At 73.1% G+C, this 24854-nt stretch carries 26 protein-coding genes and 1 tRNA gene; 18 read left to right on the top strand and 9 right to left on the bottom strand.

Annotated features, from left to right (window positions below; genetic code table 11):
- Window positions 1-51 precede the first annotated feature (51 nt).
- Genes HGB54_RS10540 through HGB54_RS10530 form a run of 3 tightly spaced genes read right to left on the bottom strand, consistent with a single transcriptional unit; the run spans window position 52 to window position 3977 of the window.
- Complete coding sequence (locus HGB54_RS10540) at window positions 52-990, bottom strand: NUDIX hydrolase (RefSeq protein WP_168916386.1); 939 nt, start codon at window positions 988-990, stop codon at window positions 52-54.
- The gene (locus HGB54_RS10535; RefSeq protein ID WP_168916385.1) at window positions 987-3182 is read right to left on the bottom strand and encodes an RNA degradosome polyphosphate kinase; all 2196 of its coding nucleotides are present in this window, start codon (window positions 3180-3182) and stop codon (window positions 987-989) included. Before HGB54_RS10535 ends, HGB54_RS10540 begins: the two co-directional genes overlap by 4 nt.
- A 45-nt stretch (window positions 3183-3227) precedes the next feature.
- Window positions 3228-3977, bottom strand: coding sequence for an aquaporin (locus HGB54_RS10530; protein WP_228545798.1), 750 nt, complete (start codon window positions 3975-3977; stop codon window positions 3228-3230).
- 36 nt (window positions 3978-4013) lie between these two features.
- Between HGB54_RS10530 and HGB54_RS10525 the strand changes: the two genes are divergently transcribed.
- The 3 genes from HGB54_RS10525 to HGB54_RS10515 are packed head-to-tail and all read left to right on the top strand — an operon-like array spanning window position 4014 to window position 6008.
- Window positions 4014-4922: a metalloregulator ArsR/SmtB family transcription factor gene (locus HGB54_RS10525; protein ID WP_168916384.1), complete on the top strand. Its 909-nt coding sequence runs from the start codon at window positions 4014-4016 to the stop codon at window positions 4920-4922.
- 28 nt (window positions 4923-4950) lie between these two features.
- On the top strand, window positions 4951-5364 hold the full coding sequence (locus tag HGB54_RS10520; protein ID WP_168916383.1) for an arsenate reductase ArsC: 414 nt from the start codon (window positions 4951-4953) through the stop codon (window positions 5362-5364).
- On the top strand, window positions 5361-6008 hold the full coding sequence (locus HGB54_RS10515; RefSeq protein ID WP_168916382.1) for an arsenate-mycothiol transferase ArsC: 648 nt from the start codon (window positions 5361-5363) through the stop codon (window positions 6006-6008). Before HGB54_RS10520 ends, HGB54_RS10515 begins: the two co-directional genes overlap by 4 nt.
- Before the next feature lie 30 nt (window positions 6009-6038).
- On the opposite strand, the gene HGB54_RS10510 is transcribed toward HGB54_RS10515, so the two are convergent.
- Complete coding sequence (locus HGB54_RS10510; RefSeq protein ID WP_168916381.1) at window positions 6039-6728, bottom strand: winged helix-turn-helix transcriptional regulator; 690 nt, start codon at window positions 6726-6728, stop codon at window positions 6039-6041.
- 50 nt (window positions 6729-6778) lie between these two features.
- Here HGB54_RS10510 and HGB54_RS10505 point away from each other — a divergent pair, with 50 nt between their 5' ends.
- From HGB54_RS10505 to HGB54_RS10490, 4 genes are all read left to right on the top strand, one after another.
- Complete coding sequence (locus tag HGB54_RS10505) at window positions 6779-7045, top strand: hypothetical protein (protein WP_168916380.1); 267 nt, start codon at window positions 6779-6781, stop codon at window positions 7043-7045.
- A 132-nt stretch (window positions 7046-7177) separates the two neighbouring features.
- Window positions 7178-7774 carry an FABP family protein gene (locus HGB54_RS10500; protein WP_168916379.1) on the top strand — a complete coding sequence of 199 codons (597 nt, stop codon included), beginning with the start codon at window positions 7178-7180 and terminating at the stop codon, window positions 7772-7774.
- Complete coding sequence (gene ygfZ, locus HGB54_RS10495) at window positions 7764-8924, top strand: CAF17-like 4Fe-4S cluster assembly/insertion protein YgfZ (RefSeq protein WP_228545797.1); 1161 nt, start codon at window positions 7764-7766, stop codon at window positions 8922-8924. The genes HGB54_RS10500 and ygfZ overlap by 11 nt, the downstream gene beginning before the upstream one ends.
- 13 nt (window positions 8925-8937) lie before the next feature.
- Window positions 8938-10038 carry an FUSC family protein gene (locus HGB54_RS10490; protein ID WP_168916378.1) on the top strand — a complete coding sequence of 367 codons (1101 nt, stop codon included), beginning with the start codon at window positions 8938-8940 and terminating at the stop codon, window positions 10036-10038.
- A 33-nt stretch (window positions 10039-10071) separates the two neighbouring features.
- On the opposite strand, the gene HGB54_RS10485 is transcribed toward HGB54_RS10490, so the two are convergent.
- Window positions 10072-10911 carry a class I SAM-dependent methyltransferase gene (locus tag HGB54_RS10485; protein ID WP_168916377.1) on the bottom strand — a complete coding sequence of 280 codons (840 nt, stop codon included), beginning with the start codon at window positions 10909-10911 and terminating at the stop codon, window positions 10072-10074.
- Window positions 10912-10994: 83 nt separating this feature from the next.
- On the opposite strand from HGB54_RS10485, the gene HGB54_RS10480 reads away from it, so the two are divergent.
- Together HGB54_RS10480 and HGB54_RS10475 are read left to right on the top strand one after the other, a co-directional pair.
- On the top strand, window positions 10995-11738 hold the full coding sequence (locus HGB54_RS10480) for a phosphoglyceromutase (protein ID WP_168916376.1): 744 nt from the start codon (window positions 10995-10997) through the stop codon (window positions 11736-11738).
- A 1-nt stretch (window position 11739) separates the two neighbouring features.
- The gene (locus HGB54_RS10475; RefSeq protein WP_168916375.1) at window positions 11740-12210 is read left to right on the top strand and encodes a hypothetical protein; all 471 of its coding nucleotides are present in this window, start codon (window positions 11740-11742) and stop codon (window positions 12208-12210) included.
- Between the two features lie 30 nt (window positions 12211-12240).
- On the opposite strand, the gene phoU is transcribed toward HGB54_RS10475, so the two are convergent.
- Entirely contained in the window at window positions 12241-12894 is a 654-nt protein-coding gene (gene phoU / locus HGB54_RS10470; protein WP_168916374.1) for a phosphate signaling complex protein PhoU, read from the bottom strand.
- Between the two features lie 162 nt (window positions 12895-13056).
- On the opposite strand from phoU, the gene HGB54_RS10465 reads away from it, so the two are divergent.
- On the top strand, window positions 13057-14220 hold the full coding sequence (locus HGB54_RS10465) for a sensor histidine kinase (RefSeq protein ID WP_168916373.1): 1164 nt from the start codon (window positions 13057-13059) through the stop codon (window positions 14218-14220).
- The gene (locus HGB54_RS10460; RefSeq protein WP_168916372.1) at window positions 14217-14897 is read left to right on the top strand and encodes a response regulator transcription factor; all 681 of its coding nucleotides are present in this window, start codon (window positions 14217-14219) and stop codon (window positions 14895-14897) included. The genes HGB54_RS10465 and HGB54_RS10460 overlap by 4 nt, the downstream gene beginning before the upstream one ends.
- A 53-nt stretch (window positions 14898-14950) precedes the next feature.
- Here the strand turns inward: HGB54_RS10460 and HGB54_RS10455 are convergent, their stop codons facing one another.
- Complete coding sequence (locus HGB54_RS10455; protein ID WP_168916371.1) at window positions 14951-15424, bottom strand: hypothetical protein; 474 nt, start codon at window positions 15422-15424, stop codon at window positions 14951-14953.
- A gap of 221 nt (window positions 15425-15645) precedes the next feature.
- Between HGB54_RS10455 and HGB54_RS10450 the strand changes: the two genes are divergently transcribed.
- Genes HGB54_RS10450 through rlmB form a run of 4 tightly spaced genes read left to right on the top strand, consistent with a single transcriptional unit; the run spans window position 15646 to window position 19775 of the window.
- On the top strand, window positions 15646-16128 hold the full coding sequence (locus HGB54_RS10450; protein ID WP_168916370.1) for a CarD family transcriptional regulator: 483 nt from the start codon (window positions 15646-15648) through the stop codon (window positions 16126-16128).
- A gap of 54 nt (window positions 16129-16182) precedes the next feature.
- On the top strand, window positions 16183-17349 hold the full coding sequence (ispD, locus tag HGB54_RS10445; protein ID WP_168916369.1) for a 2-C-methyl-D-erythritol 4-phosphate cytidylyltransferase: 1167 nt from the start codon (window positions 16183-16185) through the stop codon (window positions 17347-17349).
- A gap of 22 nt (window positions 17350-17371) precedes the next feature.
- Window positions 17372-18775: a cysteine--tRNA ligase gene (gene cysS, locus HGB54_RS10440; protein WP_168916368.1), complete on the top strand. Its 1404-nt coding sequence runs from the start codon at window positions 17372-17374 to the stop codon at window positions 18773-18775.
- Window positions 18768-19775 carry a 23S rRNA (guanosine(2251)-2'-O)-methyltransferase RlmB gene (rlmB, locus tag HGB54_RS10435; RefSeq protein ID WP_168916367.1) on the top strand — a complete coding sequence of 336 codons (1008 nt, stop codon included), beginning with the start codon at window positions 18768-18770 and terminating at the stop codon, window positions 19773-19775. The genes cysS and rlmB overlap by 8 nt, the downstream gene beginning before the upstream one ends.
- Window positions 19776-19854: 79 nt before the next feature.
- On the opposite strand, the gene HGB54_RS10430 is transcribed toward rlmB, so the two are convergent.
- Entirely contained in the window at window positions 19855-21183 is a 1329-nt protein-coding gene (locus HGB54_RS10430) for a DUF4032 domain-containing protein (RefSeq protein WP_168916366.1), read from the bottom strand.
- 115 nt (window positions 21184-21298) lie between these two features.
- Window positions 21299-22402: an ABC transporter ATP-binding protein gene (locus HGB54_RS10425; protein WP_168916365.1), complete on the bottom strand. Its 1104-nt coding sequence runs from the start codon at window positions 22400-22402 to the stop codon at window positions 21299-21301.
- Window positions 22403-22652: 250 nt separating this feature from the next.
- On the opposite strand from HGB54_RS10425, the gene HGB54_RS10420 reads away from it, so the two are divergent.
- The 3 genes from HGB54_RS10420 (at window position 22653) to HGB54_RS10410 (ending at window position 24810) form a co-directional block, all read left to right on the top strand.
- On the top strand, window positions 22653-23585 hold the full coding sequence (locus tag HGB54_RS10420; protein ID WP_168916364.1) for a DsbA family protein: 933 nt from the start codon (window positions 22653-22655) through the stop codon (window positions 23583-23585).
- Between the two features lie 32 nt (window positions 23586-23617).
- Window positions 23618-23690, top strand: a tRNA-Thr gene (locus HGB54_RS10415).
- A gap of 184 nt (window positions 23691-23874) precedes the next feature.
- Window positions 23875-24810 carry a hypothetical protein gene (locus HGB54_RS10410; RefSeq protein ID WP_168916363.1) on the top strand — a complete coding sequence of 312 codons (936 nt, stop codon included), beginning with the start codon at window positions 23875-23877 and terminating at the stop codon, window positions 24808-24810.
- The last annotated feature ends 44 nt before the right edge of the window (window positions 24811-24854 follow it).

The following is a 24854-nucleotide window of genomic DNA, read 5'->3' as shown; positions in this document are numbered from 1 at the left end:
GGTTAACGGGACCCCAATGGCGGGCGCGGCACCCTGATGTTCCGGGCGTCCTCAGGCGAGGGCCGGCGCGTGCGTCTCGACGGCCACGAGCCGCGGGCCGACGGCATCCTCGGTGAAGTGCATGACGGTGAACTCGCCCGTCGCGAGGGCCGCGCTGCGCCGCAGGGCCCCATCGACCGTCGCGCGCCCGAGGGATGCCGCCGCGCCGATGATCTGGGGGATCACCGGGCCGTGCGAGCACAGCACGGAGCTGCGGCCCTTGGCGAGGCGCTTGGTCACCACGGCCTCGACGCGCGCGGCGTCGGAGGCGTAGGAGTCCTGGCTGATGCTCTCGGAGGCCTTGATGTCGAGGCCGGTGAGCGCCGCGGTCGGCCCGATCGTCGACAGGCAGCGCACGGCGGGGGAGGAGAGCAGCTTCTCGGGGCCGTAGGCGGCGATGCCGCCGGCGACCGAGACCGACTGCTCGAGCCCGTGGTGCAGCAGCGGCCGGGTGCTGTCGGGGCCGTCCCACTGCTCGTGCGGCATCGCCTTGCCGTGCCGCAGCACGATGAGCGAGAAGGTGCGGGCGGCGCCGGCCTCGACCTGCGCGGCGAAGCGCTCGAGCACCTCGGCGTCGTGCGGGTAGGTGAGGTGCTTGGCGGCCTTCGACAGCGGCAGCCACTCGAGCGCGAAGATCTCGCCGTTGGCTTCGTAGCTGTGCCGCTCGGCCGCGCCCGGGTCGACCTCGGCCGACCAGTAGTGCACGATCTTCTGCCGCCCGTTCGGCAGCCGGTACTCGACGGTGCCGAGCGGCGCGCCGAGCTCGACGTCGAAGCCGGTCTCCTCCGCGATCTCGCGCACCGCGGTGTGCGGCAGCGTCTCGCCGGGGTCGACCTTCCCCTTGGGGATGGTGACGTCCTCGTGCTGCGTGCGGTGCACGAGCAGCACGCGCACCTTGCCGTCGACGAGCTTCCAGACGACGGCGCCGGCCGCGACGACGGCGGGGCTCATCGCGTCGTCCTCGGCCGTCGGCGCGCGGTGATGCCGTTCATGACGACGTTCTGCAGGTCGGCGAGGTGGCGGCCGCGCGAATCGCGGTAGTGGCGCATCCATTCGCCGTCGGGCTGCAGCTGCCACGACGCGGTCGTCGTGCTCATCGAGGTGGTGAAGAGCTCGTCGATCTGGGCGAGGTGCGCGGGCTCCTGCAGGCGCACGAGCGCCTCGACCCGGCGGTCGAGGTTGCGGTGCATCATGTCGGCGCTGCCGATGTAGACCTGCGGGTCGCCGTCGTTCTCGAAGGCGAAGATGCGCGAGTGCTCGAGGTAGCGGCCGAGCACGCTGCGCACGCGGATGTTCTCGCTCAGCCCCTCGCGCCCGGGGGTCAGCGCGCAGATGCCGCGCACGACGATGTCGACGCTGGCCCCGGCGGCGCTCGCGCGGTAGAGCGCGTCGATGATCGCCTCGTCGACGAGCGAGTTCACCTTGATGCGGATTCCCGCGGGCTTGCCCTCGAGCGCGTTCTGGGTCTCGGTGCGGATGCTCTTCAGCAGCCCGCGGCGCAGATAGCGCGGAGCCACGAGCAGGCGCTTGTACTTCTTCTCGATGGCGTAGCCGGAGAGCTCGTTGAACAGGCGCGTGAGGTCCTTGCCGACGATCGGGTCGGCGGTGAAGAGGCCGAAGTCCTCGTAGATGCGGCTCGTCTTCGGGTTGTAGTTGCCCGTGCCGATGTGCGAGTAGTAGCGCAGGTCGCCGTTCTTCTCCTGCCGGACGACGAGCGCGAGCTTGCAGTGGGTCTTGAGACCGACGAGGCCGTAGACGACGTGCACGCCGGCCTTCTCGAGCTTGCGCGCCCACTCGATGTTGTTCTGCTCGTCGAAGCGCGCCTTGATCTCGACGAGCGCGAGCACGGCCTTGCCGGCCTCGGCGGCGTCGATGAGCGCCTCGACGATGGGGCTGTCGCCGCTCGTGCGGTACAGGGTCTGCTTGATGGCGAGCACGTTGGGGTCGCGCGCCGCCTGCTCGAGGAACGCCTGCACGCTCGTCGCGAAGGACTCGTACGGGTGGTGCACGAGCACCTCGCCGCGCTGCAGGGCGCGGAACACGTCGGGCTTCGCGTTCGGCTCGCTGGGCTGCAGCTCGAGGGGCGTCACGGGCACGTGCTTGGGGAACTTCAGGTGCGGCCGGTCGAGCTTCGAGATCTCGAAGAGCCCGCCGAGGTCGAGCGGCGCGGGCAGGCGGTACACCTCCTGCTCGGTGATGCCGAGCTCGCGCACGAGCAGGCCGAGCGTCACGTCGTCCATGTCGTCGGTGATCTCGAGGCGGATGGGCGGCCCGAAGCGCCGCCGCAGCAGCTCGCGCTCGAGGGCCTGGATGAGGTTCTCGCTCTCGTCCTCCTCGATCTCGACGTCCTCGTTGCGGGTGACGCGGAACTCGTGGTGCTCGAGGATCTCCATGCCCGGGAACAGCTGGTCGAGGTGGTTCGAGATGAGGTCCTCGAGGGTGAGGAACCGCACGCGCCCCGAGCCGTCGTCGGGCAGCTGCACGAACCGCGGCAGCACCTGGGGCACCTTGAGGCGCGCGAACTCGACCTTCTCGGTCTTCGGGTTGCGCACCCGCACCGAGAGGTTGAGCGAGAGGCCCGAGATGTAGGGGAACGGGTGCGCCGGGTCGACCGCGAGCGGCATGAGCACCGGGAAGATCTTCTGCGAGAAGATGCGGTCGATCTGCTGGCGGTCGTCCTCGTCGAGGTCGGCCCAGTTCTCGATGTGGATGCCCGCATCGTCCAGCTCGGGCTTGACGAGGTCGTGCAGCACGGCGATGTGGCGGTGCTGCAGCTCGAGCGCGATGCGGTTGATGTCGGCCAGCACGTCCTGCGGGGCGCGCCCGACGTTCGTCGGCACGGCGAGGCCGGTGACGATGCGGCGCTTGAGGCCGGCGACGCGCACCATGAAGAACTCGTCGAGGTTCGAGGCGAAGATCGCGAGGAAGTTCACCCGCTCGAGCAGCGGCACCGCCGGGTCCTCGGCGAGCTCGAGCACGCGCTGGTTGAAGCGCAGCCAGCTCAGCTCGCGGTCGAGGTAGCGGTCGGCGGGCAGCGTCTCATCGGCGACGTCGTACTCGTAGTCGTCGTCGAGGAAGTCGCCGCCGACACCGCCGTCGACCTGGTAATCGGAATCGGTGCGGGGGGTGTCCTCGTCCTGCATCCGCACAGTCTTGCACCCTGCGGGAAACCCCAGGGGTCGGGCGGGTTACGGCGCGGGCGCCGCCGCGGGGCGGGGGCCGACGAGCAGGCGCACGGCGAGCATCCCGAGCAGGGCCCCGACCAGCTGGGCGGCGATGAATCCGAGGCCGTCGAGCGGGGCGATGCCGGCGTAGGTGTCGCTCGCCATCCGGCCGATCGTGATGGCCGGGTTGGCGAAGCTCGTCGAGCTCGTGACGAAGTAGGCGGCGCCGATGTAGGCGCCGACGGCGGGGGCGATGGCGAGCGTGCGCCCGGCGGCGACGAGCAGCAGGATGACCGCCACGAGCCCGGCGGTGGCGAGCACCTCGGCGAGCAGCGCCGGCGCCGAGAGCCGCGCGGTGGTCGACACCTGCCCGGCCGGCAGCCCGAACTGGAGGTGCGCGACGACCGCCCCGCTCACGCAGCCGAGCACCTGGGCGCCCGCGTAGGCGGCGGCGTCGCGCGCCGCGAGCTCGCCGCGCAGCGCCATGACGAGGCTCACGGCGGGGTTGACGTGCGCCCCGCCGATGGGCGCGAGGCAGGCGATGAGCACGGCGAGCCCCATGGCGGTGACGAGCGCGTTGATGAGCAGCTGCAGGCCGGGCTCGTCGGTGAGCCGGGTGGCCATGATGCCCGAGCCGATGACGGTCATGGCGAGGCCGGCGCTGCCGAGCAGCTCGGCGAGCAGGCGGCGGCGCAGCGGCGGGGCGGGCGGCGCGAGCGGCGCGGGGTCGGCGGTCGGGCGCGGGGAGGAGGGGGTGGGCGTCAGCTCGGGCACGGCGCCAGCATAAGCGAATCGGATAGACTGCTGTCTATGCGAGAGTCGGTGGAGGGGGAGGAGCTGCGGCTCGTCGCCGACCCGACGCGCTCCGCCCTCCTGCGTCTGCTGCTCGCCGCCCCCGAGGGTCGCGAGACCGTGGGGCGCCTCGCCGAGCTGCTGCAGCTGCGCCAGCCCACCGTCTCGCACCACCTGCGCCTGCTGCACGACGCGGCGCTGGTCGAGCGCACCCCCGAGGGCCGACGCGCCTTCTACGCGGTGGTGGATGCCCGGCGCGAGCAGCTCGCCGCGCTCATCGCCCCGGCGGCCCCCACCCGCGTCAGCGGGCAGCTGCTGCAGCGCATGATCGGCGATCTCGCCGACCGCTTCGCCGGATCCTTCTCGCGCGAGACGATCGAGCGCTACGTGCTCGAGAGCTACGACCTGCTCGCCGAGCGCGCCCGCATCACCCGCTACCTGCCCTCGCTCACCGCGCGCTTCGCCGCGGACCGGCTGAGCGCTCTCGTCCGCGCGACGGAGCCTCGGCCCGACGGCGCTCCGCCCGAGGTGCTCTTCGTCTGCGTGCAGAACGCGGGGCGCTCGCAGCTCGCCTCGGCGATCCTGCGGCACCTCGCGGGCGACCGCGTGCGGGTGCGCACGGCGGGCAGCGCGCCGGCCGAGGCCGTGCGCGGCTCGGTCGTCATGGCGCTCGACGAGATCGGGGTGCCGCTCGGCGGCGAGTTCCCGAAGCCGCTCACCGACGAGGTGGTGCGCGCGGCCGACGTGGTCGTCACGATGGGCTGCGGCGACGCCTGCCCCGTGTACCCCGGCCGTCGCTACCTCGACTGGGCGGTGGAGGACCCGGTGGGCCGCAGCGCGACCGAAGTCGCGGCGATCCGCGACGACATCGACGGCCGCGTGCGAGCGCTGCTCGCCGAGCTGCTGCCCGCGACCGCGCTTCCCTAAGCATAGATGCTGGTCTATGCTTCAGAGCATGACCGACACCGCCACCCCCACCGTCCTCTTCGTCTGCGTGCACAATGCGGGCCGCTCCCAGATGGCCGCCGGCTACCTGCAGCACCTCGCGGGCGACCGCGTGCAGGTGCTCTCCGCCGGTTCCGCCCCCAAGGATCAGATCAACCCGGTCGCGATCGAGGCCATGGCCGAGGAGGGCATCGACATCGCGCACAACGTGCCGAAGGTGCTCACCGTCGAGGCCGTGAAGGAGAGCGACGTCGTCATCACGATGGGCTGCGGCGACGCCTGCCCGATCTTCCCCGGCAAGCGCTACGAGGACTGGGAGCTCGACGACCCGGCCGGCCAGGGCATCGAGTCGGTGCGTCCCATCCGCGACGACATCAAGGGCCGCATCCAGACCCTCCTCGCCGAGATACTGCCCGCCTCATGAGCATCGAGCCCGTCGAGGTGCCCGACGTCGTGCGCCGCATCGCCGATCGGCTCTCTCGCCGGTACCGCGGCGTCGTCGGGCCCGAGACCGTGCAGGCGGTCGTCGACGACAGCTTCCGGCTGCTCGCCCGCAGCGCGAGGGTCACCCGCTTCCTCCCCTCGCTCACCGCGCACTTCGCCGCCGACCGGCTCGCCGCCATCGTGCGGGCCGAGGCGGCCGAGCGCGACGGCACCCCCTCGGTGCTGTTCGTCTGCGTCGAGAACTCCGGCCGCTCGCAGCTCGCGGCCGCCGTGCTGCGCGCGCTCGCCGGCGACGAGGTCGTCGTCATGAGCGCCGGCTCCGACCCCGCCGGCCGCATCATCCCCGCCGTCGCCGAGGTGCTCGACGAGATCGGCATCCCCGTCGTCGACGAGTACCCGAAGCCGCTCACCGACGACCTCGTCCGCGGTGCCGACTACGTCATCACGATGGGCTGCGGCGACGCGTGCCCCGTGCTGCCCGGTCGTCGCTACGAGGACTGGGAGGTCGCGGATCCGGCCGGCTCGGGCCGCGCCGGGCTGCGCGCGATCCGGGACGAGATCGTCGAGCGGGTCGAGGGGCTCGTGGCGGGCATCCGCGAACCGGCACCGGCGGCGCGCCGCTGACGCGGGCCGATCGCAGGAGTGCGGGGCGGGCTACGCCTGCAGCCGCGAGACCTCGGGCTCGTCCTCGTGCAGGGTGAAGCGGTAGCCGACGTTGCGCACCGTGCCGATGAGCGACTCCATGTCGCCGAGCTTCGCGCGCAGGCGCCGCACGTGCACGTCGACCGTGCGGGTGCCGCCGAAGTAGTCGTAGCCCCAGACCTCGCTCAACAGCTGCTCGCGCGTGAAGACGCGGCTCGGGTGCGCGGCGAGGAACCGCAGCAGCTCGAACTCCTTGAACGTGAGGTCGAGCGTGCGGCCGTGCACCTTCGCCGAGTAGCTCGCCTCATCGATGACGACGCCCGAGGCGCGGATGGTGCTCGACCCGGCGGCATCGCGGGTCTGGCGGCCGATCGCGAGCCTCAGTCGAGCATCCACCTCGGCGGGCCCCGCCGTGTCGAGCACGACGTCGTCGACGCCCCACTCGGCGTTGACCGCGGTGAGGCCGCCCTCGGTGAGCACGACGATGATGGGGGAGCCCGCACCGGTGGCGGTGAGGATCTTGCAGAGGCCCTTGGCGCCGGCGAGGTCGAGGCGCGCATCGACGAGGATGGCGTCGGCGGGCGGCGCGCCGACGAGCGCGGCCGGTTCGGCGGCAATCGCTCGAACGCGGTGGCTGAGCAGACCGAGCGCGGGGAGAACGTCGGCGTTCCCCTGCGAGGTCAGGATCAGAAGCTGGGCCACTCGTCCTCCAGGGTTCTCGGCTCAGTGTAGCCGCGGCCTAGCATGGGGTCATGTCGCGCACCCTGGCCACCGCACTGCCGGTGTGGATCGCCGTCGTCGCCGGGCTGGTGGCGCTGCTCGTGCTCGTCGAGGCCGACGACCGGGCGGGCTCCCTCGCGGTCATCGCCGCGGGCGCCGTGCTGCTCACCTTCCTCATCCAGGTCAGCCTGCAGACGAAGGAAGGGCTGGTGCACCGGATGCTCGTCACGGTGACCGGCATCATCCTCCTGATGGCGCTCGCCTCGGGGCTGATCCTCATCCTCGCGGGCGTAGGATGAGCGCATGCTGCTCGCGCTAGAAATCTTCTTCCTCGGACTCCTGGGGCTCGCGTCGCTCGCCATCGGCGGGGTCTCGCTCGTGGTGCTGCGCAACCTCTACCGCGGCCAGCGCTGAGCCGCGCCTCTTCTTCCGTGTTCTCCCTCGACACGACCCTGCCCGCCGAGCTCGTCCCGCTCTCCTGGCTCATCGGAGTCTGGGAGGGCACGGGCGTCGTCCACTACGACGACGCCGGCACCGTGCGCGAGCACGAGTTCGGCCAGCGCGTGAGCTTCAGCCACGACGGCCAGCACTACCTCAACTACTCCTCCGCTACCTGGCTGCTCGACGAGCGGCAGAGCCCCCTCAACGCCGAGGCCGGCTACTGGCGACTGCACCGCCCCGCGCAGCCCGGCGACCCCGGCCCCGGCATGCTGCCGGGCGTGGGCCCCGCGCCCTACCCCGACGCCGAGTCGGTCGAGACGCTGCGCCGCCCCGACGGCGCCTTCGAGGTCGAGGTGGCGGTCATCCACCCCGGCGGCGTCAGCGAGCTGTACCTCGGCACCGTCGGCGGTGCGCGCATCGACCTGCAGACCGACGCCGTCATGCGCTCGGCGAGCGCCAAGGAGTACGCCGCCGCGACCCGCCTCTACGGCCTCGTCGACAGCCGACTGCTCTGGGCGTGGGACATCGCCGCGCTCGGCAACGACCTGCGCACGCACGCCTCGGGAACGCTCAACCGTGTCGAGTGAGACGCCGGCCGCGGCCTCCCCGCTGCTGACCCTGCCGGGCGCCGTCGCGGGCCCCGCGGGCACCGCCGATCACTACGGCGAGCCGGTCGCCGAGCAGCGGATGCTCGAGCAGGGCCGCGCGATCGTCGACCTCTCCGACCGCGGCGTCGTCACCGTCACCGGCCCCGACCGCCTCACCTGGATCGACTCGCTCACCTCGCAGGCGGTCACGACGCTCGAGGCCGGAGGCAGCGCCGAGACCCTCCTCCTCGACCCGCAGGGCCGGCTCGAGCACAGCATCCGCCTCATCGACGACGGCGTCACCACCTGGATGCTCGTCGACGCCGCGCAGGCCGCGCCGCTCGCCGCCTGGTTCGACCGCATGCGCTTCATGATGCGCGTCGAGGTCGCCGACGTGAGCGCCGAGTGGGCCACGATCGGGCAGCTGCTGCCCGAGGGGGCGGCCCTGCTCGTCGAGCCCGCCGCTCCGAACGCGCAGCCGCTGCTGTGGCGCGACCCCTGGGTCGCGGTGCGCGACGGCGGCTGGCAGTACGCGCTCGACGAGCGGCACCCGGGCGCCGACTACCCGGCCGTCGAGGTGCTGGTGCCGCGATCCAAGCTGCCGGCGCTCGCCGAGCGGGTGCGCGGCGGCGAGGTCGCCGCGGCCGGCGCGCTCGCGCTCGAGGCGCTGCGCGTGGCCGCCTGGCGGCCGCGCCTCATCGACGCCGATGAGCGCAGCATCCCGCACGAACTGGACTGGCTGCGCTCGGCCGTGCACCTGACGAAGGGCTGCTACCGCGGGCAGGAGACCGTGGCGAAGGTGCACAACCTCGGCCACCCGCCCCGCCGGCTCGTCATGCTGCACCTCGACGGCTCGGCCTCGGTGCTGCCCGAGCCGGGCTCGCCCGTGCTGCTCTACGGCGCCGACGTCGGCCGCCTCACCGCGAGCGCCCGCCACCACGAGCTCGGCCCGATCGGCCTCGCCGTCGTCAAGCGCTCCCTCGACGAGGCCGCGGCGCTCACCGTGCCGGCCGTCGTGCGCGACGCCGACGGCGCGCCCACCGATGAGGTCGTGCCCGTCGCGGCGGCGCAGCAGACCATCGTGCCGCCGAGCGCCGGGGCGACCGCCGGGGTGCCGCGCATCCCCCGCCTCGGCGCCGTGCGGCGCTAGCGCCGTGCCCGCCATGGGCGATCCGATGCGGCGGCTCGAGCGGCGCATCCGACTGCGCATGGATGCCCGCGCCGCCGCGCAGCGGGTGCTGCGCTCGCTGCCCGCCATCCTCCAGATCGTCGTGGCCGCCGTCGCCGCGTACGCCATCGCGCACTTCGGCCTGGGGCACGAGGTGCCCCTCGTCGCCGTGACGGTCGTCATCAGCGCGCTCGGCCTCGCCCGCGACGCCCGGCCGCGGCGGGTGCTCGAGACCGTGGTCGGGATCGTGGTCGGCATCGTCGTCGCCGCCCTCCTCGTGACGGTGCTCGGCCGCGGGGTGTGGCAGATCGCCGTCATCCTCGCCCTCGCCCTGCTCGTCGCGCGCGCCGTCTCGCCCTCGGCGGGCTTCGCGATCGCCGCCGCGGTGCAGTCGATGCTCGTCGCCGTGCTGCCCGATCCGCCGGGCGGCGTGTTCGAGCGCGCGCTCGACGGCGCCGTCGGCGCGGTCGTCGCGCTGCTCGTCACGGCGCTCATCCCGCGCCTCGACGTGCTCGCGACCAAGGGGGAGTCCCGCGCGCTGTTCTCGCTGCTCGACCAGTCGATCACCGGGCTCGCCGCCGCCCTGCGCACGGGCGACGAGGCCGCGGCCGACCTCGCCCTCTCGCGCAGCCGCCGCACCCAGCCGCTCATCGACGGCTGGACCCAGTCGCTCGACTCCGCCCGCGCCGTCGCGAGCTACTCGCCGTGGCTGCGCGGCGGCCGCGCCCGGCTCGCCGCCGAGGCCGCCCAGCTCGCCGCGGCCGACCTCGTCACCCGGCACGTGCGCTCGATCGCCCGGCGCATCGACGTGCTCGTGCGCGACGGCGTCGAGCGGCCCGGCCTCGCCGCGCTGCTCGACGAGACGGCCGTGATCGTGCGCGCGCTCGGGCGCAGCGTCGAGGATCCGGCCGAGCGCGACCGCGCGCGCATCCTCGGGCTCGCGCTCGCCGGGGTCTGCAGCCCCGACGCCGTGCCCGGCGCCGTCACCGTGCCCGACCAGGTCGTCGTCGTGCTGCTGCGCGGGCTCGTCTTCGACGTGCTCGTCGTCTCGGGGCTCGAGCCGCACGAGGCGCGGCAGGCGCTGCCGCCGATCTAGCGCCGCGGACGACCCGGCGCGAGCACCGGCCGCTCAGTCGCCCGGCGCCACGGCCGCCCACGGCAGCGTCAGCTCGCCGAGCCGCCACCGGGCGACCCCGTCGCGCACGGGCCAGCCGACCGCGCGCAGCCCCTGCACCGCGGCGATCCAGCGCTGCCGGGCCGAGAAGGTCGCGAGCGGCGCGTGCGTCGCCCACTGCGCATCGAGCTCGCGCAGCAGCGCGTGGATGCGCTCGCCGGGCACGTTGCGGTGGATGAGCGCCTTCGGCAGCCGCTCGGCGACGACGCTCGGGCCCTCGGGAGACTCCGGCCCGCCGAGGGAGTCGAGGTGCAGCGCGATCGTGAGGGTCTCGGGGCCGGGCGGCACCGCGGCCCGGCCGGCGGCCGCGGGCGCCGCCGCGCGCAGGCCCACCCAGCTCGCCACCCGGCCGACCTCGTTGCACGTGCCCTCGAGCAGCATCCCGCCCGGCTGCAGGCGCGCGAGCATGGTCGCCCAGGCGGCGGCGACCTCGGCCTCGTCGTACTGCCGCAGCACGTTGGCGGCGCGGATGACCGCGGGGCGGGCATCCCCCGGCACCTCGAAGCCGCCCTGCCGAAAGTCGAGGCCCTCCCGCGCGAAGGGCAGCGCCGCGGCCACCCGGTCGGGGTCGATCTCGATGCCGACGACCCGCACGTCGTCGCGCACCCGGCGCAGGCGCTCGAGCAGCTCGAGCGGCGTGCGGTGCGAGGCGCCGTAGCCGAGGTCGACGACGAGCGGGTCGACGGCCGTGCGCAGTGCGGGGTGCGCGGCGATCCAGCGGTCCATGCGGCGCAGGCGGTTCACGCCGGTCGTGCCGCGGGTGATCCGCCCCTGCGCTCTGCTCGGCCGGGCCATGCCGCCATTCTCCCGCGATCGACCGCCCCCGCGCGCCCGATCCGACGGCGACGGGATGCTCGGCGCTCGTTAGGCTGGAGCACATGACTCACACGCTCATCCTGCTGCGCCACGGCCACTCCGTCTGGAACGAGAAGAACATCTTCACCGGATGGGTGGACGTCGAGCTGACCGAGAAGGGCCGCGAGGAGGGGCGCCGCGCCGGCGAGCTCATCAAGGCCTCCGGTCTCGAGCCTCGCGTGTCGTACACGAGCCTCCTCAAGCGCGCCATCCAGACGGCGAACATCGCCCTCGACGCCGCCGACCTCGACTGGCTGCCGGTCAAGCGCAGCTGGCGCCTCAACGAGCGCCACTACGGTGCGCTGCAGGGCCTCAACAAGGCCGAGACCCTCGAGAAGCACGGCGAGGAGCTCTTCATGACCTGGCGCCGCAGCTTCGACACCCCGCCGCCGCCCCTCGACGATGACGCCGAGTTCAGCCAGGTGCACGACCCCCGCTACGTCGGCATCGACGGCGAGGTGCCCCGCACCGAGAGCCTCAAGCTCGTCATCGACCGCATGCTGCCCTACTGGGAGAGCGACATCACGAAGGATCTCGCCGCCGGCGCCCCCGTGCTCGTCACCGCGCACGGCAACTCGCTGCGCGCGCTCGTGAAGCACCTCGACGGCATCGCCGACGAGGACATCGCCGCGCTCAACATCCCCACGGGCATCCCGCTCGTCTACGAGCTCGACGACGCCTTCCGACCGGTGAAGCCGGCCGAGTACCTCGACCCCGAGGCCGCCGCCGCCGGCGCCGCGGCGGTCGCCTCGCAGGGCAAGAAGTAGGGTGCTGCGCTTCGCGGTCGTCTCCTTCCTCGAGCCGGTCGCGCTCGACAGCGAGTACGACGCCGAGGCGCTGCCGCTGCACGTGACGCTGCTCTCGGCCGCGTCGACCGACGCCGATCTCGGGCAGGTCGCGGAGGCCGTCGAGCAGGCGGTCGCGGCCTTCCCCGGCTTCGTCGCGCGCGGCGGGGACGACGACGAGCACGACGACGGCACCGAGGTGACGCTGCTCGACGAGGCCTCCGAGATCGTGGATGCCCACCGCGCGCTCATCGCGGAGCTGCGCGATCTCGGGGTGCGGGTCGACGACCCGGGCCGCGTGGGGCGCGGGTTCCGCCCCGCCGTGTCGATCACCGCGGAGGAGCGCATCGAGCGCGGCGAGCGCGTCGAGCTGCGCGCCGTCGCGATCCTCGACTGCGCGCCGGAGGGCGACGACGCGCGCCGCCTCGTGATCGACCAGATGCCGCTGCTCTAGCGCCGCGGCGCACTCGCGCGGCGCTCGCGCCTACGCGTCGACCGGCACCCAGTCGCCCGTCGCCAGGTACTGCACCTTCTTGGCGATCGAGACGGCGTGGTCGGCGAAGCGCTCGTGGTAGCGCGAGGCGAGCGTGGCGTCGACCGTGTCGACGGCCTGGCCCTTCCAGGTCTCGCCGAGCACCTTGTCGAAGACGCTGAGGTGCAGGTCGTCCATCCGGTCGTCCTCGTTGCGGATCTGCTCCGCGATCGCGACGTCCTCGGTCTTCAGCAGCTCGACCAGCTTGCGGGCCATCTGCACGTCGAGCTGGCCCATCTCGGTGAAGATCGGCCGCAGGCTCTTCGGCACGACCTTGTCGGGGAACCGGTAGCGGGCGAGCTGCGCGATGTGCTCGGCCATGTCGCCCATGCGCTCGAGCGAGGCGCTGATGCGCAGCGCGCTGACGACGATGCGCAGGTCGCGCGCGACGGGCTGCTGGCGGGCGAGGATGTTGATGGCGAGCTCGTCGAGCTCGGCGGCCGCGATGTCGATCTTGTCGTCGTCGGCGATGACGGTCTCGGCGAGCGACACGTCGGAGGTGCTGAAGGCGCGCGTCGCGTTGTCGATCGACACCGCGACGAGGTCGGCGATCTCGACGAGGCGCTCCTGCACCTCGCGCAGCTCCTGCTGGAAGACTTCGCGCATGATCCGTAACGTCCTTACATCTGTCGGGGCGGGGCACAGTCAGGGCAAGACTGGTGCGGCGAGGTGAACGACCATCGACCCGATGGTGAACAATCGGCCAACCGACTCCTGCGGGCCGGATGACGATCTCCGGGTGCCGCGCCGGTGTCTAATCTAGTCCTCATGGACGCGGCCCTGCTGGTGCCCCTCGCTCTCGTGCTCGGCGCGGTGATCGGGGGCGGAGCCGTCTCCGCCGTCGTCATCGCGGTGCGGCGCGGGCGCACGGCCGCCGAGGTCATCTCCACCGCGGTGCCCGACGGCGTCGAGCAGGTGCTCGACGCGCTCGAGTCCGCGGGCGCCGTCCTCGACCCGAGCAACAACGTCGTCAAGGCCTCGCCGGGGGCCGTCGCCCTCGGGCTCGTCTGGCAGCGAAGCCTCGTGCACCCGAGCCTGCTGGCCCTCGTCGACGCGGTGCGTCGGTCGGGCGAGCCGATGACGGAGGAGGTGGATCTCGCGCGCGGTCCGCTGGGCGATGCGAGCATCCATCTGACGGTGCGCGTCGCCCGCCTCGGCACGCGCTTCGTGCTGCTGCTCGCCGAGGACAGGACGGAGTCGGTGCGGCTCGACGCCGTGCGCCGCGATTTCGTCGCCAACATCAGCCACGAGCTCAAGACCCCGATCGGCGCGGTCGGCCTGCTGGCCGAGGCGCTCGAGCACGCGGCCGACGACCCGGCGCAGGTGCAGCGCTTCGCCAAGCGCCTCAGCAAGGAGTCGAAGCGCCTCGCCGGCATGACGCAGGAGATCATCGAGCTCTCGCGGCTGCAGGCGGCCGACGCGCTCGCCGACCCGCAGGAGGTCGACATCGACCGGGTCATCACCGCCGCGATCGATCAGAACCGGGTGACGGCGGATGCCCAGCGCATCCAGCTCGTCAGCGGCGGCGATCGGCGCACCCGCGTCTGGGGCGACGAGGCGATGCTCGTCTCGGCGGTGCACAACCTCATCGCCAACGCCATCCAGTACTCCGTGGCCCCGGCCCGCGTCGGCGTCGGCGTCTCGGAGCGCGACGACGTCGTCGAGATCGCCGTGACCGACCAGGGCATCGGCATCCCCGAGGAGGAGCTCGACCGCGTCTTCGAGCGCTTCTTCCGCGTCGATCAGGCGCGCGCCCGCGCGACCGGCGGCACCGGTCTCGGCTTGAGCATCGTCAAGCACGTCGCCCAGAACCACGGCGGCGACGTGCGGGTCTGGTCCCAACCCGGCCGCGGCTCGACGTTCACCATCCGCATCCCCCGCGTCGTCGACGAGCCGTCGGCGGCACCCCAACCCGTGAAGGCCCGCGCATGATCCGCATCCTCATCGTCGACGACGAGCCCTCGCTCAGCGAGCCGCTCGCCTACCTGCTCTCCCGCGAGGGCTACGAGACCGTCGTGGCCGACGACGGCAATGCGGCGCTCGCCGAGTTCGACCGCGGCGGCGCCGATCTCGTGCTGCTCGACCTCATGCTGCCGGGCCTGCCGGGCACCGAGGTCTGCCGCGAGCTGCGCCAGCGCTCCTCCGTGCCGATCATCATGCTGACGGCGAAGGACAGCGAGGTCGACATCGTCGTGGGGCTCGAGCTCGGCGCGGACGACTACGTCACCAAGCCGTACTCGACGCGCGAGCTGCTCGCCCGGATCCGCGCGGTGCTGCGCCGGCGCGTCGACGAGGAGGACGTCGACCCCGGCGTGCTCGAGTCGGGCGGCGTGCGCATGGACATCGACCGCCACCAGGTGAGCGTCGACGGCGCGACCGTGGCGATGCCGCTCAAGGAGTTCGAGCTGCTCGAGCTGCTGCTGCGCAACGCCGGCCGCGTGCTCACGCGCGGCCAGCTCATCGACCGCGTCTGGGGCGCCGACTACTTCGGCGACACCAAGACCCTCGACGTGCACGTCAAGCGCATCCGCTCGAAGATCGAGAAGGACCCGTCGAACCCGCAGCTGCTGCTGACCGTGCGCGGGCTCGGCTACCGCTTCGAGGCGTAGCGGGCCGCTCGCCCTTCGGGGCGTCGGCGCGTCCGCTCGGCGGGCGCCGAGCGCTACTCGCCGGTGCTCGGGACGAAGAGCTCGTACTCGGGCAGGGCGCCGTCGAGCACGGGCACGAGCAGCTCGGTGCCGGGCTCGTCGCCGTACTGGAAGAAGACGGGCACGAGCGAGCCGATGGTGGCGTCGGTGCCCGTGACGAGCACCTCCTCGTCGGCCCCGATGGAGATGAGCTCGCCCGCGGGCACGAAGAACTCGGCGCTCTCGCGGCCGCCCTCGCCCTCCCACTGCACGGTGAGGCTGCGCGTGGAGTCGGAGGAGTTGGCGACGCTCACGACGAGGTTGAGCACGTCGCCGTCCTCGCCGATGAGCAGGGCGTTGCGCAGCTGCAGGTCGCCGACGGTGCCGCCGACGCCGTCGCTCGGCTCGTACTCGATGTTGGTGGCGATCTCGGCACCGAAGGTGCAGCCCGTGGTTCCGAGCAGGAGCGCCGCGGACAGGGCGACGGCAGCGGCGGTACGGGATTTCACGGGAGAGCCTCCAGAGCACGGTCGATCGGCGGCGTCCGCGTGCGCCGGGGCGCGCCCAGGCATGCAGAACCGCTCCCCAGTCTAGACGGGCCGGGAGCCCCGGCGGGCACGTGGGGCTCCTGCGGCGCGCTGCCGGCGGTCGTCCGATCGCCCGAGGCCCCGCGGGGAAGGCTGAGAAACAGCTGTGGTAGACTGGCAGTTCTGCGGAAGGACCATCATCCATGCTTTTTCAGGTCGGCGAGACGGTCGTTTACCCCCACCACGGTGCGGCAACCATCATTGAGGTCAAGAACCGGACGATCCGGGGTGAAGAGAAGCTGTACCTGAAGCTCAACGTCACCCAGGGCGACCTGACCATCGAGGTCCCCGCCGACAACGTCGACCTCGTCGGCGTGCGCGACGTCATCGGCCAGGACGGCCTGGACAAGGTGTTCGAGGTGCTGCGCGCGCCGTTCACCGAGGAGCCGACCAACTGGTCGCGCCGGTACAAGGCCAACCTCGAGAAGCTCGCCTCGGGCGACGTCATCAAGGTCTCCGAGGTCGTGCGCGACCTGTGGCGCCGCGATCAGGACCGCGGCCTCAGCGCCGGCGAGAAGCGCATGCTCGCCAAGGCCCGGCAGATCCTGATCTCCGAGCTCGCTCTCGCCGAGAAGACCGACGAGGAGAAGGCCTCGACCGTCCTCGACGAGGTCCTGGCCTCCTAAGCCCTCGCCGCGCCCGCCGACCGACTCGCCTCCGCGATCCCGACGACGACGCACGTGACCGCCACCGCGCCGACGCTCGGCATCGTGATCGTCGCGGCGGGCAGCGGAACCCGGCTCGGGCATCCCGAACCGAAGGCCTTCGTCGCCCTCGCGGGGCGGTCGCTGCTCGAGCGCTCGCTCGCGACCGTGCTCTCGCTCGCCGAGCCCGCGGCCGTCGTCGTCGTCGCCCCCGCGAGCCACCGGCAGCAGGCGCACGACATCGCCCAGCGCATCGGCGGGGCCGCGCGCGACCACATCGCGGTCGTCGACGGCGGCTCCAGCCGGCAGGCCTCGGTCGCCCGCGGCATCGCCGCGCTGCCGGAGGGGCTCGAGGTCGTGCTCGTGCACGATGCGGCGCGCGCCCTGCAGCCCGTCGCCGTCGCCGAGCGGGTCGTCGCCCGCGTGCGCGAGACCGGCTCGGGCGTCATCCCCGTCATGCCCGTCATCGACACCATCGCCCGGCGCGACGCCGAGGGCCGCGTCGTCGGGCAGGTCGACCGCAGCGAGCTCGCCGCCGTGCAGACCCCGCAGGGGTTCCCGGCCGCGGCCTACCGCGCCGCGCTCGAGGGCGCGACGGCCGAGCACACCGATGACGCCGGGGTCTTCGCCGCGGCCGGGGGCGAGATCGTCGCCGTCGACGGCGACGCGCACGGCTTCAAGGTGACCACCCCGTGGGATCTGCGCCGGGCCGAGCTGCTGCTCGAATCCGAGCGCCCGCGCCTGCGCACCGGCATCGGCATCGACGTGCACGCCTACGACGAGGCGGCGCCGATGTGGCTCGGCGGCCTCTACTGGCCCGACGAGCCAGGCCTCGCCGGCCACAGCGACGGCGACGCGATCAGCCACGCGGTCTGCGACGCCCTCCTCTCGGCCGCCGGGCTCGGCGACATCGGATCGCGCTTCGGCGTCGACGACCCGCGGTTCGCCGACGCGCGCGGGGCCGTCTTCCTCAGCGCCACCGTCGAGCTCGTGCGCGCCGCCGGCTTCGAGATCGTCAACGTCGCCGTGCAGGTCGTCGCCCGCCGCCCGCGCTTCTCGCCCCGCCGGCACGAGGTCGAGGCGCTGCTCACCGGCGTGCTCGGCGCCCCCGTCAGCGTCGCCGCCACCACGAGCGACGGGCTCGGCTTCACCGGCCGCGGCGAGGGCGTCACGGCCGTCGCGACGGCCCTCCTCTCGGCGTAGACGCGGCCGGTAGGCTGGGCGGATGAGCGTCCGCCTGCACGACAGCCTCCGGCAGGCCGTCGTCGACCTCGCTCCGCGCGAGCCCGGGCGCATCGGCATGTACGTCTGCGGGCCGACGGTGCAGTCGGCGCCGCACATCGGGCACCTGCGCAGCGCGCTCGTCTACGACCTGTGGCGGCGCTGGCTGACGCACCGCGGCTACGCCGTGACCTTCATCCGCAACGTCACCGACATCGACGACAAGATCCTGCAGAACGCGAGCGACGACGAGCCGTGGTTCGCCCTCGCGTACCGGGTCGAGATCGAGTTCACCGCCGCGTACCGTGCGCTGGGCATCCTGCCGCCGACCTACGAGCCCCGCGCGACCGCCAGCATCGACCGCATGCAGCGCCTCACCGCGCGGCTCATCGAGCGCGGCCACGCCTACGCGGCCGAGGACGGCAGCGGCGACGTCTACTTCGACGTGCGCTCCTGGCCCGCCTACGGCGAGCTCACCCGGCAGAGCCCCGATGACATGGATGCCGCGGACGACGCCCCCGCCCGGGCGAAGCGGGACGCGCGCGACTTCGCCCTGTGGAAGGGCGCCAAGAGCGGCGAGCCCTCGACCGCGCAGTGGGACTCGCCCTGGGGCCCCGGCCGCCCGGGCTGGCACATCGAGTGCTCGGCGATGGCGCAGCGCTACCTCGGGCACGCCTTCGACATCCACGGCGGAGGGCTCGACCTGCGGTTCCCGCACCACGAGAACGAGCTCGCGCAGTCGCAGGCTGCGGGGGACGAGTTCGCCGCGCACTGGGTGCACAACGGCCTCGTCACCGTCGGCGGGCAGAAGATGTCGAAGTCGCTCGGCAACTCCGTCTTCGCCGCCGAGCTGCTCGCCTCGGCCCGGCCGGTGGTGCTGCGCTTCTGGCTGAGCTCGGCGCACTACCGCTCGACCATCGACTACACCGCGGGCTCGCTCGCCGAGGCCGAGGCCGCGTTCGCGCGCATCGAGACCTTCCTCGCCCGAGCCGCGAAGCGCGCGCCCGTCACCGCGGGCGAGGTGCCCGAGGCCTTCGCCGCGGCGATGGATGACGACCTCGCCGTGCCGCAGGCCCTCGCCGCGCTGCACGAGGCCGTGCGCGCGGGCAACGCCGCCCTCGACGCCGACGATGCCGAGACCGCCGCCCGGAGCGCCGCCGAGGTCGCCGCCATGCTCGCCGTGCTCGGCCTCGACCTCGAGGGCCTCGGCGGCGCGGGCGCGGGCGGCCGCTCCGAGGGCGAGCACGCCGCCCTCGATGCGCTCGTGCAGCGCCTCATCGACGAGCGGCGCGCCGCCCGCGCGGCGCGAGACTGGACCACCGCGGACCGCGTCCGCGACGACTTGGCCGGGGCGGGCATCCAGCTCGACGACACCCCGGATGGAACCGACTGGAGACTCGATGGCTAAGCAGGGGCGCCCCGGCGCACGCAGGACGAAGAAGGGCCCCACCGTCGGATCGGGCGGGCAGGGCCGCCAGGCCCTCGAGGGCCGCGGCCCCACTCCGAAGGCGGAGGACCGCACCTGGCACCCGGCGGGCAAGCGGAAGATCGCGCAGGACCGCCTCGAGGAGGCGCGCTCGCGCGGCGGCCGCGCCCCCGACCGCAAGCCGAACGCCACGACGTCGACGAGCGGCGGGCCGCGCTCGGCGAAGCGCGCCGGCGACCACGAGGTGCTGAGCGGCCGCAACTCGGTCGTCGAGGCGCTGCGCGCGAAGATCCCCGCGACGGCGCTCTACATCGCCGCCCGCGTCGAGATGGACGACCGCGTCAAGGAGGCCCTCGGCCTCGCGACGAAGCGCGGCGTTCCCGTGCTCGAGATCATGCGGCCCGAGCTCGAGCGCCTCACCGGCCCCGACTCGGTGCACCAGGGCATCGCCCTCACCGTGCCGGCGTACCAGTACGCGCACCCGCTCGACCTCGTCGAGTCCGCCCGCAAGAAGGGCCAGGTGCCGCTCCTCATGGCGCTCGACGGCGTCACCGATCCGCGCAACCTCGGCGCGATCATCCGCTCGACGGCCGCGTTCGGCGGGCACGGCGTGATCGTGCCGCAGCGCCGCTCGGTCGGCGTCACCGCCGCCGCGTGGAAGACCTCGGCCGGCGCCGCCGCGCGCACGCCCGTCGCGATGGCCCCGAATCTCACGCAGACCCTCAAGCAGCTGAAGAGCGAGGGGATGTTCATCCTCGGGCTCGACGGCGGCGGCGACGTCTCCCTGCCCCAGCTCGAGCTCGCCGACCAGCCGATCGTCATCGTCGTCGGCAGCGAGGGCAAGGGCCTGTCGCGCCTCGTCACCGAGACCTGCGACGCGATCGTCTCCATCCCGATCACGGCGGCGACCGAGTCGCTCAACGCGGGCATCGCGGCGAGCGTCACGCTGTACGAGGTGGCGCGGAGGCGCGGGGCGAAGTAGCCCGGTCAGGCCGGGTCGGGCCCGGGCGGCGCAGCCGTGCGCGTGCCCGGACCCCGCCGCGCGGGCCGCAGCCGCGCGCTCAGACCTTGTCGCGCCAGGAGCCCGTCACGATGTCGTCCTCGTCGTCGCCGAGCGCCAGCTCGATCTCGCCGGTGTCGAGGGTCGGGGGCAGCGTGATCGTCTCGGTGGTCGGGGCGATCACGGTCGCCTCGTCGCGGCGGTGGCGCAGCACGGTGTCGATGTACGAGCTGAGGGCCTCGGCGAGGGGGATGGCGCGCTTCTCGTTCTGCGAGAGGTACCAGCGGTGCTCGAGCAGCTGGTGGAACACCTCCGGCCCCTCGAGCTTGCCGCGCAAGTCCCTCGGGATGGCGCGGACGACGGGCTCGAACACGCGCACGAGCCACTCGTGGGCGACGACCTCCTCGTCGGCATCCCGGTTCGGGTAGTTCGCGGCGACGTATGAGTCGAGGTCGTTGAGCAGGCGCCGCGCCTGGTTCTCGCCGGCGTCGATGCCCGTGAGACGGATGAGGCGGCGGGTGTGATGCCCGGCATCCACCACCTTCGGCTGGATGCGCACCTCGGTGCTGTCGCCGTCGGTGCGGATCGCGAGCTCCTCGATGTCGAAGCCGAGGTCGTTGAGGCGCTCGACGCGCTGCGTGATGCGCCAGCGCTCGGAGCGGTCGAAGGACTCCCAGCCGGTGAGCTCCTTCCACAGCGTGCGGTAGGCCTCGATGATGCGATTCGAGACCTCGACGGCGTCGACGTTGTCGTCGAGGCGCCCGCCGGCCTCGAGGTCGAGCAGCTCGCCGGCGATGTTGACGCGGCCGATCTCGAGGTCGTTCTCGCGCTGCCCGTTCGAGAGCCCGCCCTCGTAGAGCTGGCCGGTCTCGGCGTCGACGAGGTAGGCGGCGAAGGCGCCCGCGTCGCGGCGGAACAGCGTGTTCGAGATCGACACGTCGCCCCAGAAGAAGCCGACGATGTGCAGGCGCACGAGCAGCAGGGCGAGGGCGTCGACGAGACGCGTGGCGGTGTCGGGGCGCAGCGTCTGCGAGTAGAGGGCACGGTAGGGCAGCGAGAAGCGCAGGTGACGGGTGACGAGCACCGGCATGAGCTCGCGGCCCTCGTCGTCGAGGCGGCCGGTGATGACGGCGACGGGGTCGACGCAGGGGATCTCGAGGCGCTGCAGCGTGCGCAGCATGTCGTACTCGCGCCGCGCCATCTCCTCCGTCGTCTCCTTGATGGCGACGACCGAGCCGCTGAGGTGCACGAAGCGCACGAGGTGGCGCGAGATGCCCTTGGGCAGGGCGGCGATCGCGTCGTCGGGCCAGACGTCGAGCGGCAGGTTCCACGGCAGGTCGAGCAGACCCGGGTCGACGACGGCGGCGGTGATGTTCAGCGATGCGCTCATGGCGGCCCTTCGCGGTTCGGTGCGGGGTTCGGGATGCTCGGCGCGCGTGCACCGGAACGCCGCGAGGGCGGGCGCGTCATGCGACGCGCCCGCCCTCGCTAGGCAGTGCTCCCGATCAGGCGGCGGTGATCGGCGCCCGGTTGAGGCGCAGGCCGGTGCCGGTGTCGAAGACGTGAACGTGCTTGGGCTCGGGGGTCACGACGACGGTCTCGCCGGCGTTCGGGTGCGAGCGGCCGTCGACGCGGGCGACGACGTCGACGCGCTGGCCGTTGACGTCGGCGTGACCGTAGAGGTAGCCGTCGGCGCCGAGCTCCTCGACGACGTCGACCTCGACCGAGAGGCCCTGCGAGCCGGCGGCGCCGACGATGAGGTCCTCGGGGCGCACGCCCACGGTCACCGAGGGGTCGGTGGCGTCGGAGAGCGAGTCGCGGTCGACCGGCGCGATGCCGGTGCCGAACTGCACGCCGCCGTCGACGATGGTGGCGGGGAACAGGTTCATGGCGGGCGAGCCGATGAAGCCGGCGACGAACACGTTGCGCGGGGTCTCGTAGAGGTCGCGGGGCGTGCCGACCTGCTGCATGACGCCATCCTTCAGCACGGCGATGCGGTCGCCCATGGTGAGGGCCTCGGTCTGGTCGTGCGTGACGTAGACCGTGGTGACGCCGAGGCGGCGCTGCAGCGAGGCGATCTGGGTGCGGGTCTGCACGCGCAGCTTGGCGTCGAGGTTCGACAGCGGCTCGTCCATGAGGAACACCTGGGGCTGGCGCACGATGGCGCGGCCCATGGCGACGCGCTGGCGCTGACCGCCGGAGAGGGCCTTGGGCTTGCGGTCGAGGTAGGGCTCGAGGTCGAGCAGCTTCGCGGCCTCGAGCACGCGGGTGGCGCGCTCCTCCTTGGCGACGCCGGCGATCTTGAGCGCGAAGCCCATGTTCTCGGCGACCGTCATGTGGGGGTACAGCGCGTAGTTCTGGAACACCATCGCGATGTCGCGGTCCTTCGGCGGCACGTCGGTGACGTTGCGGTCGCCGATGAAGATGTTGCCGTCGTTGACCTCTTCGAGGCCGGCGAGCATGCGCAGGGTGGTCGACTTGCCGCAGCCGGAGGGGCCGACGAGGACGAGGAACTCGCCGTCGGCGACCTGCAGGTCGATCGCGTCGACCGCGGGGACGGTCGATCCGGGGTACAGGCGGGTGGCCTTGTCGAACGTGACTGATGCCATGGTTGTGCTTCTCCTTCACCGGCAGGTACGTGCCGGACGATCCGTAGTGAATGGAATGACGACCCTCGGGCCGGGATGAGCGACCCCGGTCATCAGGCCTCAGTATGCCACCGATCGGGCCTCGACTGGATACTGGGCGGCGTTCGCCGTACCCTTTCCCGGGGCCGTTCGCGCCCGACCCGCCCTTCCCGCACTCCGGCGGCCCCGCGGACGGCACGACGCCATCACCCCACGAATCAGAGGACGACCCATGACGGACAGCGACGCGGCGAGCAGCTCGGAGGGCGCGATCGAGCGCCGCGCCGAGGCCCGCGACAAGGCCCGCCAGCTGCGGGCGACGCAGAAGCGCAAGGACCGCCGACTGCGCCTGCTGCTGCAGGGCGGCCTGGGCCTCGCGGTCGTCGCGGTCATCGCGATCGTCGCCGTCGTCATCGTCGGCTCGGTGCGCCCGGAGGGCTCCGGCCCGCGCAACATGGCCAGCGACGGCATCCGCTTCGACGCCGGCTTCGAGGTCAGCACCACGGCGGGGCTCGCGCCCGGCGAGCAGCCGACCCCGTCCGAGCCGAGCGCCGCGGGCGTCGTCGACGTCGTCGTCTTCACCGACTACCTGTGCATCTTCTGCGCCGACTTCGAGGCCGAGATGGATGACCTGCTCACGACCCTCGTCGACTCGGGCGCCGCGACCCTCGAGATCCACCCCCTCTCGACGCTGACGAACCGCTCGGCGGGCACGCAGTACTCCCTGCGCGCGGCGAACGCCGCGGCGTGCACGGCGAACTTCGCGCCGGCCTCGTTCCTCGCGGTGCACTCGGCGCTCTTCGAGGCCCAGCCGGAGCCCGACACCGAGGGGCTCACCGATGCCGAGCTGCTCGAGCTCGTGCAGCAGGCGGGCGCCGACTCCGGATCGATGGAGCGCTGCATCGAAGAGCGCCGCTTCTCGGAGTGGGTGCAGGCCGCGACCGCCCGCGCGCAGACGGGGCCGCTGCCCGTCGCCTCGACCGAGGTCGAGTCGCTCGGCGGCACCCCGCTCGTGCTCGTCAACGGCGTGCGCTACGCCGGCACCGACCCCTTCGACGCGGCCGACTTCTCGCAGTTCATCCTGCAGGCGGCCGGCGACGACATCGACCTCGAGCCCTCGCCGTCGCCGTCTCCGTCGCCCTCGGCATCCCCCGCAGCCCCCTGACCCGCCGGTAGGCTGGCGATCGTCTCCGCCGCGCCCCGTTAGCTCAGCTGGTAGAGCAGCTGTCTTGTAAACAGCAGGTCGCAGGTTCGAATCCTGTACGGGGCTCCGTCCGCCCGCCCCTGCCCCCTGATCGGGGGATATCCCCGCAGCGACGCGCCCCCAGTGCGGGGGTGGACCGCTCGGGCGCGGCCCTCCGCGGCTTGGCCTCGTGGTCGTGGGCCGCATACGGTGGCAGGGCAGCGGCCGGGGGGCCGCCGCGCAACAGGATGCTCTGGGGGGAGCCCGTTCCATGGCGCGCACATCCGCTGTCGTCGGCACCGCGCTCGCGGCCGCCGTTCTCGTCGCCGCGCCGTTCTTCGGCGCCGCCGGGCTGGAGTCGCTGTCGGGCTCGCCCGCCGGCGCGACCACGGCCGCGGTGTCGGGCGCCGAGGACGACGCCGTCATCCGCATGATCGACGACGTCGCGCCCGCGGCGGAGCGCGCGGATCAGCGGGAGCGCGCGGAGGCGCTCGCCCGTGCGGCCTCCGAGGAGACCGCCGCGCTCGCGGCCGCCGCCGTCGCGAAGACCGAGCGGGATGCCGCTGCCGCGCTCGCGGCCGCCGAGGCCGTCGCCGCCCAGGCCGCCGCCGAGGCTGCTGAGGCCGCCGCGGCCGCCGCATCCGCATCCTCGGCCGCCGCCTCCGCTTCCCCGGCAGCCGGATCGCCCGCGGGCGCCCCGTCGGCTCCGGCCGCTCCGACCTGCGCGGGCATGCCCGGCGGGGGCACGGCGGGCGCTCCCGGCGCGGCCTCGCCGCTCGGCGTCGCCGGCACGACCTCCTCCGATCTCGCGCAGTTCGCGCAGGCCTACAACCGCATCCGCGTGAGCAACTGCCTGCCGCCCATCCCGTTCTCGAGCATCCGCTACGACTCCTGCATGGAGCAGCGGCTGTTCTGGATGGCCGAGGACCCGTCGACGGATCCGCTCAGCGCCTGGGGCCACGCGGGCTCGCAGCGCAGCGACGGGGTGCCGAGCGTCGGCTGCGACGGCAACCTCGCCGGGGGCACGGGCAACACCGGCGCCTCGGTCGCGCAGAAGTGGTGGGATTCGGGCAGCCACCGGGCCTCGCTGTACAAGCCGGGGGCGAGCGTCGCCGGGGTGTGCATCCTGTTCTCGATGACGCACGGGGGCGTGCCGAACGAGCCGTACGACTTCACCCGCGCCGCCGCCCGCTGGACGAGCTGCTGACCCGCAGCGCCTAGGCTCGTCCTCGCGGACGGTGCCGACGCCGG

The sequence above is a fragment of the Microcella flavibacter genome (assembly GCF_012530535.1).
In the GTDB taxonomy this organism is placed as follows: domain Bacteria; phylum Actinomycetota; class Actinomycetes; order Actinomycetales; family Microbacteriaceae; genus Microcella; species Microcella flavibacter.
The sequence above is the reverse complement of the archived record's forward strand: the minus strand, read 5'-3'. Positions and strand labels throughout refer to the sequence as shown.

Excerpts from the sequence above, each read along its gene's own strand:
- HGB54_RS10540 (WP_168916386.1), bottom strand. The coding sequence starts at position 990 with ATGAGCCCCGCCGTCGTCGCGGCCGGCGCCGTCGTCTGGAAGCTCGTC.
- HGB54_RS10535 (WP_168916385.1), bottom strand. The coding sequence starts at position 3,182 with ATGCAGGACGAGGACACCCCCCGCACCGATTCCGATTACCAGGTCGAC.
- HGB54_RS10525 (WP_168916384.1), top strand. The coding sequence starts at position 4,014 with ATGCGAGAGTCGGTGGAGGGGGAGGAGCTGCGGCTCGTCGCCGACCCG.
- HGB54_RS10520 (WP_168916383.1), top strand. The coding sequence starts at position 4,951 with ATGACCGACACCGCCACCCCCACCGTCCTCTTCGTCTGCGTGCACAAT.
- HGB54_RS10515 (WP_168916382.1), top strand. The coding sequence starts at position 5,361 with ATGAGCATCGAGCCCGTCGAGGTGCCCGACGTCGTGCGCCGCATCGCC.
- HGB54_RS10505 (WP_168916380.1), top strand. The coding sequence starts at position 6,779 with ATGTCGCGCACCCTGGCCACCGCACTGCCGGTGTGGATCGCCGTCGTC.
- HGB54_RS10490 (WP_168916378.1), top strand. The coding sequence starts at position 8,938 with ATGGGCGATCCGATGCGGCGGCTCGAGCGGCGCATCCGACTGCGCATG.
- HGB54_RS10485 (WP_168916377.1), bottom strand. The coding sequence starts at position 10,911 with ATGGCCCGGCCGAGCAGAGCGCAGGGGCGGATCACCCGCGGCACGACC.
- HGB54_RS10480 (WP_168916376.1), top strand. The coding sequence starts at position 10,995 with ATGACTCACACGCTCATCCTGCTGCGCCACGGCCACTCCGTCTGGAAC.
- phoU (WP_168916374.1), bottom strand. The coding sequence starts at position 12,894 with ATGCGCGAAGTCTTCCAGCAGGAGCTGCGCGAGGTGCAGGAGCGCCTC.
- HGB54_RS10465 (WP_168916373.1), top strand. The coding sequence starts at position 13,057 with ATGGACGCGGCCCTGCTGGTGCCCCTCGCTCTCGTGCTCGGCGCGGTG.
- HGB54_RS10460 (WP_168916372.1), top strand. The coding sequence starts at position 14,217 with ATGATCCGCATCCTCATCGTCGACGACGAGCCCTCGCTCAGCGAGCCG.
- HGB54_RS10450 (WP_168916370.1), top strand. The coding sequence starts at position 15,646 with ATGCTTTTTCAGGTCGGCGAGACGGTCGTTTACCCCCACCACGGTGCG.
- cysS (WP_168916368.1), top strand. The coding sequence starts at position 17,372 with ATGAGCGTCCGCCTGCACGACAGCCTCCGGCAGGCCGTCGTCGACCTC.
- rlmB (WP_168916367.1), top strand. The coding sequence starts at position 18,768 with ATGGCTAAGCAGGGGCGCCCCGGCGCACGCAGGACGAAGAAGGGCCCC.
- HGB54_RS10430 (WP_168916366.1), bottom strand. The coding sequence starts at position 21,183 with ATGAGCGCATCGCTGAACATCACCGCCGCCGTCGTCGACCCGGGTCTG.
- HGB54_RS10425 (WP_168916365.1), bottom strand. The coding sequence starts at position 22,402 with ATGGCATCAGTCACGTTCGACAAGGCCACCCGCCTGTACCCCGGATCG.
- HGB54_RS10420 (WP_168916364.1), top strand. The coding sequence starts at position 22,653 with ATGACGGACAGCGACGCGGCGAGCAGCTCGGAGGGCGCGATCGAGCGC.
- HGB54_RS10410 (WP_168916363.1), top strand. The coding sequence starts at position 23,875 with ATGGCGCGCACATCCGCTGTCGTCGGCACCGCGCTCGCGGCCGCCGTT.